Source organism: Arthrobacter sp. YAF34, assembly GCF_052113245.1.
GTDB lineage: Bacteria > Actinomycetota > Actinomycetes > Actinomycetales > Micrococcaceae > Arthrobacter.
In genome coordinates this window covers 195,109-211,196 of sequence record NZ_JBFRCV010000007.1, presented here as the reverse complement: position 1 = coordinate 211,196, position 16,088 = coordinate 195,109, and the positions used below count along the sequence as shown (strand labels likewise).

Below are 16,088 nucleotides of genomic sequence, written 5' to 3'. Positions count from 1 at the left end.
CGATATTAGAACTCGACGTTCGATAATAGAATTGTGAACTGCGTTCCAGAACTGTACGGCAGATATGACGCAGGTTACAAGTGCGGCGAAAGATGCCAGCCCCGGGGGTTGACGGTCCTTCCTTCCCGGGCCATAGTGTTTCGTATACGATTTCGTACTCGATGAGGAGTAGCTCTTGGAACAGGTCACCGACCGCACCCTGGCCGCGGCCCGCAAGGTCATCGCCGTGCACATCAACTACCCCAGCCGGGCAGCCCAGCGCGGCCGCACCCCCGAGCAGCCCTCGTACTTCCTGAAGCCGTCGTCGTCCCTGGCAACCGGTTCGGCAGCAGCCCCTTCATCCGTGGAGCGCCCGGCCGGCTGCGAACTCCTCGGCTACGAGGGCGAGATCGCGCTGATCATCGGCAAACCCGCCCGCCGCGTCGACATCGAGGACGCGTGGAGCCATGTCGAGTGGGTCACCGCCAGCAACGACCTCGGCGTCTACGACCTCCGCTACGCGGACAAGGGCTCCAACCTTCGGTCCAAGGGCGGCGACGGCTTTACACCCGTGGGACCGGGCCTGATCGCGGCAGACGCCGTCGACCCCGCAAACCTGCGGATCCGCACCTGGCACAACGGCGTGCTGGTCCAGGACGACACCACCGGGGACCTGCTCTTCCCCTTCGCCCGGCTCGTGGCCGACCTGTCCCAACTACTCACCCTCGAAGAGGGCGACGTCATCCTCACGGGCACGCCGGCCGGGGCGTCGGTGGCCGAGCCGGGCGACGTCGTCGAGGTCGAGGTCAGCACCGTTGAAGCCAGTACCGACAGTGCGGCGGCGGGCTCCGTCACTTCCGGGCTCTCTACCGGCCGGCTGGTCACCCTGGTTTCAGAAGGCACGACGCCGTTCGCGGACTTTGGCGCCCGGCCCAAGACCGATGATGTGCAGCGGGAGGAGGCGTACGGCTCGCGGGAAGCCGCCGGCCTGGCAACCGCCGAGCCATCACAGACGCCGATGCTGTCCCCTGAGCTGAAGGCCAAGCTGGAAAGTGTCTGCACGGCCACCCTGTCCTCCCAGCTGCGCAAGCGCGGCCTGAACAACGTCAGCATCGACGGCCTGACCTCGACGCGGCCCCAGAAGCGGATCGTGGGCCTGGCCCGGACCCTGCGCTACGTCCCCAACCGCGAGGACCTCTTCAAGACCCATGGCGGCGGTTTCAACGCGCAGAAGCAGGCCATCGATTCCGTCAACGAGGGCGAGATCCTGGTGATGGAGGCACGCGGCGAGAAGGGCACCGGCACCATCGGCGACATCCTGGCCCTGCGCGCCCAGGTCCGCGGCGCCGCGGCCATCATCACCGACGGCGGCGTGCGCGACTTCTCGGCCGTGGCCGCCATGGACATGCCCACCTACTATGCCAACCCGCACCCCGCGGTCCTGGGCCGCCGGCACATCCCGTGGGACACGGACCTCACCATCGCCTGCGGCGGCACCACCGTGCAGCCCGGGGACATCATCGTGGCCGACGCGGACGGCATCCTGGTGATCCCGCCGGCCCTCGCCGACGAGCTCGCGGACGATTCCATCGCCCAGGAACGGGAGGAAACCTTCATCGCCGAAATGGTGCAGCAGGGCCACAGTGTGGACGGCCTCTACCCGCTCAACGCCGCGTGGCGGACCCGTTACCAGGAATGGGAAGCCGGTAAATCCCATGACTGACACGGCCGCCACGGCCATCACAGTCAGCAAGTCCGAGCAGGCGTACGCGGCGGTCAAGGCCAGGATCGTGGACGGGACCTACTCCCCCGGCTACCGGCTGGTGCTGGCGAAGATCGCCGAGGATCTAGGCATCAGCGTGGTACCGGTCCGCGAGGCCATCCGCCGGCTCGAAGCCGAAGGCCTGGTGAAATTCGAGCGGAACGTCGGCGCCACCGTGTCCGGCATTGACCCCACCGAGTACCTCTACACGATGCAGACCCTGAGCATCGTGGAGGGCGCCGCCACGGCACTGTCGGCCCCGTTGATCGGGGAGTCGGACGTGGCACGGGCCCGGGCCGTCAACGCCGAGATGCGTGACTGCCTGCAGCACTTCGACCCCGTCCGGTTCACCCGGCTGAACCAGGATTTCCACAGCATCCTGTTCGAGCACTGCCCCAACCCGCACATCCTGGACCTCGTCCACCGGGGCTGGAACCGGCTCGCATCCCTGCGCTCCTCCACGTTCCGCTTCGTCCCGGGACGGGCCCACGAATCCGTGGACGAACACGAGGCGCTCCTAAAGCTCATTGAGTCCGGTGCCAGCCCGGATGTGATCGAGCAAGCCGCCCGCCGGCACCGCAGCGCCACCCTCGATGCATACCTTGCCCAAAGCAACGCGGGGTCACTTAGCGCCCGTTAAGGAGCCCTGGATGGGCCGCACGTGACCCCGCGTTGCAATAACCAGCTAGTTAGGAAGACAACAATGACGTTTACTGCCCCGGCTACCGCCACCCACTACGTTCCGCAGGACCTGCCCACCCACATCCAGCACTACATCAACGGTGAATTCGTTGATTCCGTGGGCGGCAAAACCTTCGATGTCCTGGACCCGGTGTCCAACACCAACTACGCCACAGCCGCCGCCGGGCAGAAGGAAGACATCGACCTCGCCGTCGCCGCCGCCCGCGACGCGTTCACCAACGGCCCCTGGCCCAAGATGAAGCCCCGCGAGCGTGCCCGCATCCTCAACCGGATCGCCGACGCCGTCGAAGCCCAGGAGGCACGCCTCGCCGAGCTCGAAACTTTCGACACCGGCCTGCCCATCACCCAGGCCAAGGGCCAGGCGCTGCGCGCGGCCGAGAACTTCCGTTTTTTCGCGGACCTGATCGTGGCCCAGTTCGACGACGCCATGAAGGTCCCCGGCGCCCAGATCAACTACGTCAACCGCAAGCCGATCGGCGTCGCGGGCCTAATCACGCCGTGGAACACGCCGTTCATGCTCGAATCCTGGAAGCTCGCCCCGGCGCTGGCCACCGGCAACACCGTGGTCCTCAAGCCGGCCGAGTTCACCCCGCTCTCCGCCTCCTTGTGGGCCACCATCTTCAAGGATGCGGGCCTGCCGGACGGCGTCTTCAACCTGGTCAACGGCCTCGGCGAGGAAGCCGGCGACGCCCTGGTCAAACACCCGGAGGTGCCGCTGATCTCCTTCACTGGCGAGACCACCACGGGCCAGACGATCTTCCGCAACGCCGCGGCGAACCTCAAGGGCCTCTCCATGGAGCTCGGCGGCAAGTCACCGTGCGTCGTGTTCGCCGACGCCGACCTCGACGCCGCGATCGACTCCGCCCTGTTCGGCGTCTTCTCGCTCAACGGCGAGCGCTGCACGGCCGGCTCCCGGATCCTGGTGGAGCGCGGCATCTACAAGGAATTCTGCGACAAATACGCCGCCCGGGCCAAGAACATCGTGGTCGGTGACCCGCACGACCCCAAGACCGAGGTCGGCGCCCTGGTCCACCCAGAGCACTACGCCAAGGTGGCCTCCTACGTGGAGATCGGCAAGTCCGAGGGACGGCTGCTGGCCGGCGGCGGCCGGCCGGAGCACCTGCCCGCAGGCAACTACATCGCCCCCACCGTGTTCGCCGACGTCGCCCCGGACGCGCGGATCTTCCAGGAGGAGATCTTCGGCCCCGTCGTCGCCATCACCCCGTTTGATACCGACGAGGAAGCCCTCGCCCTCGCGAACAACACCAAGTACGGGCTCGGCGCGTACATCTGGACCCAGAACCTGACCCGGGCGCACAACTTCTCCCAAAACGTCGAGGCCGGCATGGTCTGGCTCAACAGCCACAACGTCCGCGACCTTCGCACCCCGTTCGGCGGCGTCAAGGCCTCCGGTCTGGGACATGAGGGTGGCTACCGCTCCATCGACTTCTACACCGACCAGCAGGCCGTCCACATCACCCTCGGCCAGGTTCACACGCCTAAATTCGGCCAAACCCCCACCGGCGCCTGAATTTCCAGCCCGCGCCCCTCCAGAGACAAATCCTTTCAACGAAGAGAGAAAACCATGACCAACTTCGTCCCCACCCCCTCCGTCCCGGCGCCGGACATCGTCCGCTGCGCCTACATGGAGATCGTGGTCACCGACCTCGCCAAATCCCGCGAGTTCTACGTTGACCTGCTGGGCCTGCACGTCACCGAAGAAGACGAGAACACGATCTACCTCCGCTCCCTGGAGGAATTCATCCACCACAACCTGGTGCTCCGCAAGGGGCCCATCGCCGCCGTCGCGGCCTTCGCCTACCGGGTGAAATCACCCGCCGAGGTGGACGCCGCAGAGGCGTACTACAAGGAGCTGGGCTGCCGCACCGAGCGGCGGAAGGAAGGCTTCACCAAGGGCATCGGCGACTCGGTCCGGGTGGAGGACCCGCTGGGCTTCCCGTACGAGTTCTTCTACGAGACCGAACACGTCGAGCGCCTTACCCAGCGCTACGACCTGTACTCCGCCGGCGAACTTGTCCGGCTGGACCACTTCAACCAGGTCACCCCGGACGTTCCGCGGGGCCGCAAGTACCTCGAAGATCTGGGCTTCCGCGTCTCCGAGGACATCCAGGACTCCGACGGCGTCTCCTACGCAGTGTGGATGCACCGCAAGCAGACGGTGCACGACACCGCCCTGACCGGCGGCAACGGGCCGCGCATGCACCACGTCGCGTTCGCCACGCACGAAAAGCACAACATCATCCAGATCTGCGACAAGATGGGCGCCCTGCGCATCAGCGACCGGATCGAACGCGGCCCCGGCAGGCACGGCGTGTCCAACGCCTTCTACCTCTACATCCTGGACCCGGACGGCCACCGAATCGAGATCTACACCCAGGACTACTACACCGGCGACCCGGACAACCCCGTTGTGACGTGGGACGTCCACGACAACCAGCGCCGCGACTGGTGGGGCAACCCCGTGGTCCCGTCCTGGTACACCGAGGCTTCCCTGGTCCTGGATCTCGACGGCAACCCGCAGCCCGTCATAATCCGTGAGGAAAAGAGCGAGATGGCGGTGACCGTGGGCGCTGACGGCTTCTCCTACACCCGCAAGGAAGAGGACGGCGCCGCCGGAGAACAGACAGGCTTCAAGCTCGGGGCGCAGGTTTAGCGTGCTGGACGCCACGACGATCGAGGCCATCGCCGACGAACTGCTGGAGGCCGGCCGCAGCCGCACCCCGGTCCCGCGGCTGACGGCCCGCTACCCGGAAATGACGGTCGAGGATTCCTATGCGGTCCAGCAGCTGTGGAGGCGCCGCAACGAAGACGCCGGCCGCAGGCTCGTGGGCCGCAAGATCGGCCTCACGTCCAGGGCGATGCAGGCTGCCACCGGCATCACCGAGCCGGATTACGGCGCCATCTTCGATGACATGGTCCTGGAGACCGGCTGTTCGGTCCAGTGGGACCGCTATACCCACCCCCGCGTCGAAGTGGAACTGGCGTTCGTGCTGAAGAAGGACCTCGCCGGCCCCGGCTGCACCATCTTCGACGTCCTGAACGCCACGGACTATGTCGTTCCGGCCCTGGAGATCCTGGACTCCAGGATCGAAATGGAGGGCCGGACCATCGTGGACACCATCGCAGACAACGCGGCGATGGGGGCCATGGTGGTCGGCGGCAACCCGGTCCGGCCCGACGCCGTCGATCTGCGCTGGGTCGCGGCCATCCTCTACAAGAACCAGACCGTGGAGGAAACCGGCGTGGCCGCAGGGGTCCTGGACCACCCGGCCGCCGGCGTGCACTGGCTCGCAAACAAGATCGCCGCCCACGGGGACGGCATGAAGGCCGGGGACATCATCCTCGCCGGCTCCTTCACCCGCCCCCTCTGGGTGTACAAGGGTGATACCGTCCACGCCGACTACGGACCCCTGGGGAGCATCACATGCCGTTTCGAGTAGATCCCGATCCCACCTTCCGCGACGCCCTGGCCGGCGCCGGCCGCCCCCTGGCCGGGATGTGGGTCTGCTCCGGCAGTCCCCTGGTGGCCGAACTCTGCGCCGGTTCCGGGCTGGACTGGCTCCTCATTGACGCCGAACACAGCCCGAACGGGATCGAATCGGTCCTCGCCCAGTTGCAGGCCGTGCACGGCTACCCGGTCCATCCGGTGGTCCGGCCGCCCGTGAACGACACCGTACTCATCAAGCAGTACCTGGACCTCGGCGTCCAGAACCTGCTGATCCCTATGGTGAACTCGGCAGCCGAGGCGGAGGCCGCCGTGGCCGCGACGCGCTACCCGCCCCAGGGCGTCCGCGGGGTGGGCTCCGCCCTGGCCCGGGCCGCCCGCTGGAACCGCATCCCCGACTACCTGGCCCGCGCTTCCGAAACCGTCAGCGTCACCGTCCAGGTCGAGTCCGAAGCCGCGGTCGCCGTCGTGGAGAACATCCTGGCTGTGGACGGGGTGGACGCGATCTTCCTGGGACCTTCCGACCTCGCGGCCTCCATGGGACTGCTGGGCCAGCAGGAGCACCCCCGGGTACGCGCCGCCGTCGAACACTGCCTCGCCGCCGCCACAGCGGCCGGCAAACCCGCCGGCGTGAACGCCTTCAACCCGGAAACGGCCCGCGCCTACCTGGCCGCCGGCGCAGCGTTCGTGCTGGTCGGCGCGGATGTGGCACTGCTGGCCCGCGGCTCGGAGGCGCTCGCCGCCGAATACATCCCGCCGGGCCCGGCGGCTACCTCTGCCGAGGGCCCCGGCAGCTACTGATGGATTAACCGCGACGGCGGCCGCCACCTGTTGAGGTGGCGGCCGCCGTCGTCGCTAGAGTTCCCCGCTTGAGGTCCGTGCTCAGCCGCCGTCGCGGTGCGCGCCCGGGGGTCCTAGCTGAAGAGCTCGCTCTTGGGCCCGTTGTCCTTTACCTTCTGCCAGCCCAGCCACAGCACCAGGGCGAAGAACGGAACGGTGGCCAGTGTCCACAGGCCAAGGTGGAAGACCTCGCCGGTCTTGCTGGTCATGGTGTCGAAGCCGATCAGCACGGTGATGGCCAGCAGCGCGATGAGTCCGGCCCAGCTGGTCCAGGGCGATCCCGGCATGGGGAGGCTGGAGACGCGGCCCTTCTGGTGGCGCAGCGCGATCTGGCTGGCGAAGATGGCGCCCCACGTGAAGATCACGCCGATCGAGGCGGTGTTCAGCGCGAGGTCGAAGGCGTGCGAGCCGCCCAGCCAGATGTTCAGGAGGATGCCCACGAGGTAGAACGCGGCGATGGCCAGGATGGCAGCGTACGGCACGTGGCGCTTGGACATCTTGGTGAGCCACTGCGGGGCATGTCCGTTGTTGGCCATGGTGCGGAAGACCCGGCCGATCGAGTACAGGCCCGAGTTGCACGAGGACAGCGCGGCGGTGATGACGATCATGTTCATGACGTCGCCCACCCAGCCGAGGCCCATCTGGCCGAAGACGGTGACGAACGGGGAGACGCCGGCCTTGTACTGGTCGGAGGGCAGCAGCATGGCCAGCAGCAGCACGGAACCGACGTAGAACACCACAATGCGCAGTACGACGGCGCGGATCGCCTTGGGCACCTCCCGCTTGGCATTTTCCATCTCGCCGGCGGTGATGCCGACGAGTTCGATGCCGTTGTAGGCGAAGATGACGGCGTTGAGCACAAGGACCATCACGAGGGCGCCCTTGGGGAACATCCCGCCGTCGTCGGCAAAGAGGTTGGCTACCGAGGCGTGGCCGCCGCCCACCTTGGCGTTGGTGACCACCATGAAGGTGCCAACGGCCAGGAAGATCAGGATGGCGCCGACCTTGAGGCAGGACGCCCAGAATTCAAACTCGCCGAACGCCTTGACGCTGAACAAGTTGACGGCCACCAGCAGCGCGAGGGCCGCGATCGCGGAGGCTTCCACCGGCACATTGGGGAAGAAGAACTGGAAGTACAGGCCGATCGCGATCAGTTCCGCAATCCCGGTCATGCCCCAGTTGATGAAGTACATCCAGCCGGAGATGAAGGCGCCCTTCCGGCCGAACATTTCGCCGGCGTAGCTGACGAAGGAGCCCGAGGTCTGGCGGTACATGATGAGCTCGCCCAGTGCCCGCATCAGCAGGTAGGCGATCACGCCCGCAATCGCGTAGGAGAAGATCAGCGCGGGGCCGGTGGAGGCCAGGCGTCCGCCGGCGCCCATGAACAGGCCGACGCCGATCGCGCCGCCCATCGAAATCATGGTTACGTGGCGGCCGCTGAGGGTCTTCTTGTAGCCCTCGGCGCTGAGAGTCGAGTCGACGGCGACGGATTGTGCCGGCGCGCTCTTGAGTTCGGTGGAAGTACTTTGGGGCACAACAGTTCCTTGTAGGTCGAATTACGGCCGGGACGGGACCGGGATTCGGTTACACAACATCGGGGTGCCCGGAGGGCGGCCGTGTGTACCGAACCTCACAAAGTCAAAGCTTCGCGCGGCTCATCCATCGTACTGGAAATCCCGGGCCGGCCGTGACGCGGGCAACACCGGAAGCCGCCTCAAACCCGCCACAACAGCAGTCATTTCACGCAAAAGCGCTGGTCAGGCCGCGGTTTCCATTATTCTCAGCACACCGGCGGGGATCTACCGACCGGTACGCCTGCAACATCACTGCAGGCCATGGCGGGAACGCCATGAGTCAGGGGGGACTATGAAACAGAGAGCGTTACTGCCTGCAGTGCTGCTTCTCGCACTAGCGGGGTGTTCGAGCGGCGGTTCCGGTCCGGCCGGACCCAGCGAAAGCCGCACCGCAGCAACACCATCAGCATCAGCAACACAGACTTCAGGATCTCCGGCGCCGGGTGCCTCCGTGCCTGCCGACGTTTCCACTTCGCTGAACGCGCCCGACGCCTTGCGGCAGCACGTCTGCACCGCAACAGCCGACGGGTCGTGGTCCTTCAAGGGCACCCTCGTCAACACCACGGACAAGAACAAAGTGTTCACCGTGGCGATCGCGGTCACGGCTGGCCCCGCGGTGGCAGGGCACACCCTCATCACCCAAGCCGTTCCAGCCGGCAAGTCGGCCGAGATCGCGGCACCGAACTTCGCCAAGACCAAGGACAGCGCCGGGACCTGCACGCCGGTCGTCTCCGTAAAGGATGCCCCATGAAAAAAGTACTACTCATCACGGCGGTGATCCTTGGACTGACTGCCGGGCCCCTGGCGGCCGCACCGGCCTTCGCTGAGAGTGCACCGGCTGCACCGACGGCACCGGCGGCGACTTCCAGCCCCACTGCGACGCCGACCGAAACCCCGGCGCCGACCGAATCCGCCTCTGCTCCCGCCGATACGGCTCCGGGAGAACCAGCGACTTCGACAGCGACTGCGCCACCCACCGCCGCTCATTCACTGACCCTCGTTGACCCGACGCCGGCCCCCACCGTAGAGCCGACGCCTCCGCCGACACCGACGCCGACTCCCACAACGGAGCCGACGCCGACTCCCGTCGTCGCGGGCCCGATCGCCGCGGAATGGACCGCGTTAAAGGGTGCCGCCGGCGCGCTCGGCGCGCCGACCGGGAATCAGGTTTGCTCACTGGGCGTCTGCAGCCAGGCGTTCAACGGCGGACCCATCTTCTGGACCTCGGCAACGGGTGCCCACGCGGTTCTGCTGACAGCCGGCCACACCGGCCCCCGTTGGCACGAGAAGGGCGGCCTGGCGCTGTTCGGGTACCCTGTCACGGATGAGACCGCGGTCGCTGCCGGAACCATCCAGAAGTTCTCCAGCGGACGCGTCGTGGCTTGGACAGGCACGCAGTTGGTGGAGTTCTCGAGCCTAAGCGGCATCGGGCACCGGTGGGTCGCGGCTGGCGGCGAGGCTGTCCTGGGCCTTCCCGTAACTGCCGAGGCCTGTGGGCTGAAGGCGTCCGGGTGTTTTCAAAAGTTTGACAAGGGGTCGATCTACTGGGCGCCGGGAATCGACGGCCAGGTCGTCTGGGGCGGTATCCTGGGCCGCTGGATGGCCGGCGGCGCACAGAACAGCGTGCTGGGCTACCCGCTCACCGGAGAAACCTGCGGTCTGACACCCCAGGGCTGTGTGCAGCGCTTCCAAGGTGGCAGCATCTACTACTCGCCCAGCACGGGCGCGCACGTGACCCGCGGCGCTATCGGGAACCTGTTTTCTGCTGCCGGAACGACGCGAAGCATGCTGAGATATCCGCTCACAAGTGAGATCTGCGGACAGCCCGGCCGAGGGTGCGTGCAACGCTTTCAGGGCGGCAGCATCTACTGGTCCCCCACCACGGGAGCATGGATTTCCGGCAGCGGAATCGCCAGCAAATTCGTTTCGTCGGGTGGCCCTGGCGGCTCGCTGGGGTATCCCATCGCGAGCGAGCGTTGCGCCGCGGGCTCCTGCGTGCAGTCCTTCCAGCACGGGGAAATCACCTGGTCCAGGTCCGGGGCCCGGCTCTATGCGATGTCCGAGTGCCATAAGCTCAACAACGGCCAGGCCAAGTACCCCACGTACGGAGCGAACCGCGTCCTCCTCACGTGGACCTCGGGCTACGGAATATCCCACGCGACCAACCTGTACTGCATGAAGGTCGCCGGAGCCTATGTGCCGGACTGGCGGACAGACGGTTACGTCGGTAAGTCAGGATTCAAGCCGCCGGGAGTGCCGTCCGGTCCCACCCGGAACCTGTTCTCTCCCACCGGGTCGTTTTCCGTGACGGAAGCTTTCGGTCTGGGTAACCCGGGCACGAAGCTCGCCTACCGCACGCTCAACCCCCGCTCGCGCTGGGGCGGCAACCCCTGGACGCCCACGTACAACAAGTACCACGAGTCCTCCTCCTGGGTCGGCTGGGACGAGAACATGTGGTGGTTCGCAAGCCTGGGCTACTACCGCCAGGGCGTTGTCATCAACTACAACCGGCCCAACATCGTCCAGGACGCGGGCTTCGCCATCTTCCTGCACATGAACAAGATCCCGACAGCCGGTTGCATCTCCCTCGATGACTGGGCCGTGGTCGACTACATCCGCAAGTCCACCCCGGGCGACCGGATCATCATGGGGACCTACGGGGCGCTGTTCCGATAGATCACTGTTCCGTTAGGTCCAGAGCACTGAAGCACGCTAACGCCCGGCGCCCTCGGCCCGGGCGTTAGCCGTTTCCGGAGACTCGCCGCGACGGCGGGCAGCGCTAGGCTGAGGACATGGGCACAGCTCTCCGCACACCACCCGCGCCGCAACCGGAGCTTTACCGGTTCTCCCGGCTCGATTTCATCACTGCCGGGCTCTACGTGGCCGTGGCCGGATTCTTCGCCGTGGCGGGCGAACTGCTGGCGCCGTTGCTGCTGAGGATCTCGCCGAATCCTGCGGTGGCGTCCTACGCGGTGAACCTGGTCTTTTACGCGACCATCGGTGTCTTCGCCCTGGCTGCGGCGCGTCGCGTGGCCGTCCGCGACCTCCGTGTCCTTGCCACGCGGCCGTGGTTCACCGCGCTCATGGTGCCGCTGGCCGTGGTGGCGATGCTCATCCTCACCGCGGTCCTGGTGGGCGTCAGCGGGCCGGTGCAGACCTCCGCCAACCAGGCCGGAATTCAGGCGCTCATGCAGCAGGTCCCGGCGTGGCTCATGGTGCCGCTGCTGGTGATCGTGGGCCCGTTCGTCGAGGAATACATCTTCCGCCACCTGCTGATCGGCAAACTGAGCCGCCGGGTAAACCTCTGGTTCTGCTGTGGCTTGTCGGTGGTTCTGTTCGCTGCCCTGCACGTCGTGGGCCAGGAACAACTGACCCTGCAAGTTCTCATGCCCTACCTCGCCATGGGCGCCGTCCTGGTCTTCGTCTATGTCTGGACCGGGAACAACGTGATGTTCTCCTACTTCGTCCACGCGTCCAAGAATCTTCTGGCCGTGGTCTTCATCTACGCGATTCCGCCGGAAGTCCTCGAACAGCTGCAGCACGTCCAGGGCTAGCCGAAGCAACGCGGGGTCACTTACGGCCCATGCCCGGGCCCCACATGGGCGCGACGTGACCCCGCGTTGCTTGGAGCCGGCGGGGTGCGGCCTGGACCCTTCCGATGCGGGCCGCGGCGTCGTAGGTTTTTCCCATGACACTGAACATCCAGATCGCCGTGGACTGCACAAACCCGCACGAACTCGCTGATTGGTGGGCCGAAACGCTGGAGTGGGCCGTGGAGCCGCAGGATGAGGGCTTCATCCGTTCGATGATTGAGCAGGGTTTCGCGACGGACGCGGAGACCAAGGTCCACCACGGAAAACTGGTCTGGCGGACCGGCGCCGCCATTCGGCCCCCGCAGGATCTGGGGGTCAAGCCGGCCTCCCGGCGGATTCTTTTCCAGACCGCGCCGGAGGCGAAGACCGTCAAGAACCGGGTCCACTGGGATGTGAACCTGGCCGGCGCGGACAAGGACGAAGTGCGCGCGGCACTCGAAGCGCGCGGCGCCACCTTCCTCTGGACCGCCAGCGAGGGACCGCATTCCTGGCACACCATGGCGGACCCGGAGGGCAACGAGTTCTGCATCAGCTGAGCCGATTACTAGACTCGGACTGTGAGTAACGAAATTCCCGCCAAGGTATCCGACGTCTTTGACCCCACCCGGTGGCGCACCGTGTCCGGTTTCGACGACTTCCAGGACATGACCTACCACCGGCAGGTGGAGCGCTCCGACGACGGCACCGTCCTCCGGGACCTGCCCACCGTCCGCATCGCTTTCGACCGGCCCGAGGTCCGCAATGCCTTCCGCCCCGGCACCGTGGATGAGCTCTACCGCGCCATGGACCACGCCCGGATGACCCCGGACGTGGCCACCGTTCTGCTCACCGGCAACGGCCCCTCGCCCAAGGACGGCGGCCACTCCTTCTGCTCCGGCGGGGACCAGCGGATCCGCGGCCGCGACGGGTACCGCTATGCCGAGGGGGAGACGAAGGAGACCATCGACCCCGCCCGCGCCGGCCGGCTGCACATCCTGGAGGTCCAGCGGCTCATGCGCACCATGCCCAAGGTGGTGATCGCCGTCGTGAACGGCTGGGCGGCCGGCGGCGGGCACTCGCTCCACGTGGTCTCGGACCTCACGATTGCCTCCCGGCAGCATGGAAAGTTCAAGCAGACCGATGCCACCGTGGGAAGCTTCGACGCCGGTTACGGCTCGGCATTGCTGGCCCGGCAGATCGGCCAGAAGGCCGCCCGGGAGATTTTCTTCCTGGCCCGCGAATATTCCGCCGAGGACATGGTCCGCATGGGCGCGGTGAACGAGGCAGTGGACCACGAACGCCTCGAGGATGTGGCCCTGGAGTACGCCGCCGACATCGCGCGGCAATCACCGCAGGCCATCCGCATGCTCAAGTTCGCCTTCAACCTCGCCGACGACGGCCTGGCCGGCCAGCAGGTCTTCGCCGGCGAGGCGACGCGCCTGGCGTACATGACGGATGAGGCCGTGGAGGGCAAGGAAGCCTTCCTCGAAAAGCGTGACCCCGACTGGTCCAAATTTCCGCACTACTTCTAAGGCGCGCTGTGACTTCCGGAGCCATGAACATCGAGCCCGCGCTCAAGGCGCTGGCTGCTGCCCTCCACGGGGAGGGACCCGCCGTCGAGCTCTCCGCCGGGCCCGACGGCTCACCCGTGCTGGCCTTCCCCGAAACTCCTGGCATCGAGGACGCAGCCGTCGTGGTGCGGACCTCCGGGTCCACCGGCGCACCGAAGGCAACGGTCCTCACCGTCGATGCCCTGGCGGCCTCGTCAATGGCCACCGCCCTTGCGCTGAAGGGCGAAGGCCAGTGGCTGCTGGCGCTTCCCCTGCAGTATGTGGCCGGGGTGCAGGTGCTGGTCCGTTCGCTGTTTGCGGGCACCCGTCCCTGGGTCATGGATCTGACGGCCGGCTTTACCCCGGAGGCTTTTACGGCCGCGGCGCTGGAGCTCACGGACAAGGTCCGTTTCACCTCGCTGGTGCCCACCCAGCTGCAGCGGCTGCTGGACTCGCCCTCGGCCGAGACGCTGGCCGTGCTGCGGCGCTTCAACGCCATCCTGCTCGGCGGCGGCCCGGCCTCTGCCGAGCTCCTCGCGGCGGCCCGCGGCGCCGGGGTGAAGGTGGTGACCACCTACGGCTCGGCCGAGACCTGCGGCGGTTGCGTCTATGACGGTTTCCCGCTCGAGGACGTCCTGGTCCGAGTGGCGGACGACGGCCGCATTCTGCTCGGCGGGGCAACCATCGCCGCCGGGTACCTGGCGGCCCCGGAGCTCTCGGCCGAGAGCTTTGTCGAGGTGGACGGCGCCCGCTGGTACCGGACCAACGATCTGGGCGAACTGGACGCCGACGGCCGCCTCACCGTGCTCGGGCGGGCCGACGACGTCGTCATCACCGGCGGCCTCAAGGTTTCGGCCGCGCATGTCCAGGCCGAGCTGGAGAAGCTCGACGGCGTGCGGGCGGCGTTTGTGGCCGGAGTCCCCTCCGCCGAGTGGGGCCAGGCCCTCGCCGCGTACGTTGCGGTGGCCGACAGCACCCCCGAGGGACTGAACGCGTTCGCGGACCGTCGGGACGGAACATGGGGACCGGCGCTGGGGGCTCTGGCCCCCAAAACGGTCCTGCCCGCCGCGGAACTGCTCATGCTGCCCAACGGTAAACCGGACCGCATGGGTATGACGGTCCTGCTGGATGCGCTGCATCAGGGAAAATAGACACGTTGCCTCCGTCCTCAGGCCGGGCGTGCAACCAACCAACGAGTATTCAACCAACCAACGAGGTACTGACCGTGGCCACAGCCGCACAATGGATCCAAGGCGCCCGACCGCGCACCCTGCCCGCCGCGATTGCGCCGGTGCTGATCGGCAGCGCAGCCGCGTATGAGATGGATTCGTTCATCCTGCTGAACGCCGTGCTGGCCGCGATGGTCGCCCTGCTCCTGCAAATCGGGGTCAACTACGCCAACGACTACTCCGACGGGATCCGGGGCACGGATGAGGACCGGGTGGGCCCGCTGCGGCTGGTGGGCTCGGGCGCGGCCAGGCCGGAGCACGTCAAACGGGCGGCGTTCGCTGCCTTCGGGCTGGCGATGCTGTTCGGGCTCGTCCTCGTGATCATCACGCAGGCCTGGTGGCTCATCCTCGTCGGCATCGGCTGCGTGCTGGCCGCATGGGGCTACACGGGCGGCAAGAACCCGTACGGCTACCTCGGTCTGGGCGATGTCTTCGTGTTTGTGTTCTTCGGTCTTGTGGCCACGCTCGGCACCACCTACACGCAGGCGGGCCAGCTGAGCCTGGCTGCCATCATCGGAGCGATCGGTACGGGGCTGATCGCATGCGCCCTGCTGATGGCCAACAACGTCCGTGACATCCCGACCGACCGGAGGGCCGGGAAGAAAACCCTGGCCGTGCGGCTCGGTGACAAGCACGCCCGGGAAAGCTACGTGCTGATGCTGGCTGTCGCGATCCTGCTCGTCATCGTCCTGGCCCCCACCCGGCCGTGGATGCTGATCGTGCTGCTGCTGATCCCCGCCAGTCTCATGCCGTCCTGGCTCATGATCGCCGGGCGCCGGCGCAAGAGCCTCATCCCGGTCCTGAAGCAGACCGGGCTCATCAACCTCGGCTTCGCCGCGCTGTTTTCACTCGGGCTCGTCCTGAGCCACAGCTTCTAGGTCGCGGGCGCCGGGCGCCGAAGCCGCGGCTGTTGCCGGGCCCGGCTCGGGGGCCGGTTGCGGCCGGGGCCGGGGCCCGGCTCGCCCGGGGCGGGGCCCGGCTCGCCCGGGGCGGGGCCCGGTTGCTAAGAGTCCTTGGGGCGGTAGTCCGACTGGACTGCGATGTCCGGGTTCTCGTCCACCAGGCGGTCCTCGGCCTCGGCGTCGGCCACCTCGCCCGCGCTGCGCAGCGGCTTAGCCTTGCCGGAGAACCGGTGGTGGAGAGTCGCGGTCGCCGCGTCGCGCTGCTTCTGGAAGAACAGGAAGCTGATGGCGAAAGCCATCATCCCGGCGCACAGCGCAGCCAGCAGTACTCCCAGCCGCAGGTAGAGGAAGAGCGCGAAGAGGGGCGCAAAAAGCGCGAGCCGAATCAGGGTGTATTTGAGGAAAGCCACCCCTCAAGTTTAGCCGCCGGCACGGCTGCCCGGCGTCGGCCCCAATCCTCCCCGGGGCTGCGGTACCGCGGGCCTGTACCGGGCGCCCGTGACCGGCGCCGT

Annotated in this window: 15 protein-coding genes; 13 read left to right on the top strand and 2 right to left on the bottom strand. The window is 67.1% G+C overall.

What is annotated here, in order from left to right; translation table 11 throughout:
* Nucleotides 1-175 precede the first annotated feature (175 nt).
* From AB4Y72_RS10975 to AB4Y72_RS10950, 6 genes are all read left to right on the top strand, one after another.
* Nucleotides 176-1,702 (top strand): fumarylacetoacetate hydrolase family protein, encoded by a 1,527-nt coding sequence (locus AB4Y72_RS10975; protein WP_441426186.1) that lies wholly within the window; start codon nucleotides 176-178, stop codon nucleotides 1,700-1,702.
* The gene (locus AB4Y72_RS10970; protein WP_441426185.1) at nucleotides 1,695-2,381 is read left to right on the top strand and encodes a GntR family transcriptional regulator; all 687 of its coding nucleotides are present in this window, start codon (nucleotides 1,695-1,697) and stop codon (nucleotides 2,379-2,381) included. Before AB4Y72_RS10975 ends, AB4Y72_RS10970 begins: the two co-directional genes overlap by 8 nt.
* Nucleotides 2,382-2,444: 63 nt before the next feature.
* A complete protein-coding gene (gene hpaE, locus AB4Y72_RS10965; protein ID WP_441426184.1) occupies nucleotides 2,445-3,974 on the top strand; it encodes a 5-carboxymethyl-2-hydroxymuconate semialdehyde dehydrogenase in 1,530 nt (509 codons plus the stop codon).
* 54 nt (nucleotides 3,975-4,028) lie between these two features.
* Nucleotides 4,029-5,117, top strand: a complete 1,089-nt coding sequence (gene hpaD / locus AB4Y72_RS10960; protein ID WP_441426183.1) for a 3,4-dihydroxyphenylacetate 2,3-dioxygenase — start codon at nucleotides 4,029-4,031, stop codon at nucleotides 5,115-5,117.
* A gap of 1 nt (nucleotide 5,118) precedes the next feature.
* Nucleotides 5,119-5,904: a 2-oxo-hept-4-ene-1,7-dioate hydratase gene (hpaH, locus tag AB4Y72_RS10955; protein WP_441426182.1), complete on the top strand. Its 786-nt coding sequence runs from the start codon at nucleotides 5,119-5,121 to the stop codon at nucleotides 5,902-5,904.
* Nucleotides 5,889-6,710: an aldolase/citrate lyase family protein gene (locus AB4Y72_RS10950; RefSeq protein ID WP_441426181.1), complete on the top strand. Its 822-nt coding sequence runs from the start codon at nucleotides 5,889-5,891 to the stop codon at nucleotides 6,708-6,710. Before hpaH ends, AB4Y72_RS10950 begins: the two co-directional genes overlap by 16 nt.
* A gap of 113 nt (nucleotides 6,711-6,823) precedes the next feature.
* Here AB4Y72_RS10950 and AB4Y72_RS10945 read toward each other — a convergent pair whose 3' ends face one another.
* Nucleotides 6,824-8,284 carry an amino acid permease gene (locus AB4Y72_RS10945; RefSeq protein ID WP_441426180.1) on the bottom strand — a complete coding sequence of 487 codons (1,461 nt, stop codon included), beginning with the start codon at nucleotides 8,282-8,284 and terminating at the stop codon, nucleotides 6,824-6,826.
* 490 nt (nucleotides 8,285-8,774) lie between these two features.
* On the opposite strand from AB4Y72_RS10945, the gene AB4Y72_RS10940 reads away from it, so the two are divergent.
* From AB4Y72_RS10940 to AB4Y72_RS10910, 7 genes are all read left to right on the top strand, one after another.
* Nucleotides 8,775-9,074, top strand: coding sequence for a hypothetical protein (locus AB4Y72_RS10940; RefSeq protein WP_441426179.1), 300 nt, complete (start codon nucleotides 8,775-8,777; stop codon nucleotides 9,072-9,074).
* Entirely contained in the window at nucleotides 9,071-10,999 is a 1,929-nt protein-coding gene (locus AB4Y72_RS10935) for a hypothetical protein (RefSeq protein ID WP_441426178.1), read from the top strand. Before AB4Y72_RS10940 ends, AB4Y72_RS10935 begins: the two co-directional genes overlap by 4 nt.
* A gap of 116 nt (nucleotides 11,000-11,115) precedes the next feature.
* Nucleotides 11,116-11,877 carry a CPBP family intramembrane glutamic endopeptidase gene (locus AB4Y72_RS10930; protein WP_441426177.1) on the top strand — a complete coding sequence of 254 codons (762 nt, stop codon included), beginning with the start codon at nucleotides 11,116-11,118 and terminating at the stop codon, nucleotides 11,875-11,877.
* A gap of 134 nt (nucleotides 11,878-12,011) precedes the next feature.
* Nucleotides 12,012-12,452, top strand: coding sequence for a VOC family protein (locus AB4Y72_RS10925; protein ID WP_441426176.1), 441 nt, complete (start codon nucleotides 12,012-12,014; stop codon nucleotides 12,450-12,452).
* 21 nt (nucleotides 12,453-12,473) lie between these two features.
* Complete coding sequence (locus AB4Y72_RS10920; protein WP_441426175.1) at nucleotides 12,474-13,427, top strand: 1,4-dihydroxy-2-naphthoyl-CoA synthase; 954 nt, start codon at nucleotides 12,474-12,476, stop codon at nucleotides 13,425-13,427.
* A 23-nt stretch (nucleotides 13,428-13,450) separates the two neighbouring features.
* Complete coding sequence (locus tag AB4Y72_RS10915) at nucleotides 13,451-14,596, top strand: AMP-binding protein (RefSeq protein WP_441426223.1); 1,146 nt, start codon at nucleotides 13,451-13,453, stop codon at nucleotides 14,594-14,596.
* Between the two features lie 74 nt (nucleotides 14,597-14,670).
* Complete coding sequence (locus tag AB4Y72_RS10910) at nucleotides 14,671-15,552, top strand: 1,4-dihydroxy-2-naphthoate polyprenyltransferase (protein WP_441426174.1); 882 nt, start codon at nucleotides 14,671-14,673, stop codon at nucleotides 15,550-15,552.
* A 125-nt stretch (nucleotides 15,553-15,677) separates the two neighbouring features.
* Here AB4Y72_RS10910 and AB4Y72_RS10905 read toward each other — a convergent pair whose 3' ends face one another.
* Nucleotides 15,678-15,986, bottom strand: a complete 309-nt coding sequence (locus tag AB4Y72_RS10905; protein WP_441426173.1) for a DUF4229 domain-containing protein — start codon at nucleotides 15,984-15,986, stop codon at nucleotides 15,678-15,680.
* Nucleotides 15,987-16,088: the final 102 nt, after the last annotated feature.

Bases quoted from the DNA above. Each gene is read 5' to 3' on its own strand.
- AB4Y72_RS10915 (WP_441426223.1), top strand. From the start codon at position 13,451: ATGAACATCGAGCCCGCGCTCAAGGCGCTGGCTGCTGCCCTCCACGGG.
- AB4Y72_RS10970 (WP_441426185.1), top strand. From the start codon at position 1,695: ATGACTGACACGGCCGCCACGGCCATCACAGTCAGCAAGTCCGAGCAG.
- AB4Y72_RS10950 (WP_441426181.1), top strand. From the start codon at position 5,889: ATGCCGTTTCGAGTAGATCCCGATCCCACCTTCCGCGACGCCCTGGCC.
- hpaD (WP_441426183.1), top strand. From the start codon at position 4,029: ATGACCAACTTCGTCCCCACCCCCTCCGTCCCGGCGCCGGACATCGTC.
- hpaE (WP_441426184.1), top strand. From the start codon at position 2,445: ATGACGTTTACTGCCCCGGCTACCGCCACCCACTACGTTCCGCAGGAC.
- AB4Y72_RS10930 (WP_441426177.1), top strand. From the start codon at position 11,116: ATGGGCACAGCTCTCCGCACACCACCCGCGCCGCAACCGGAGCTTTAC.
- AB4Y72_RS10935 (WP_441426178.1), top strand. From the start codon at position 9,071: ATGAAAAAAGTACTACTCATCACGGCGGTGATCCTTGGACTGACTGCC.
- AB4Y72_RS10925 (WP_441426176.1), top strand. From the start codon at position 12,012: ATGACACTGAACATCCAGATCGCCGTGGACTGCACAAACCCGCACGAA.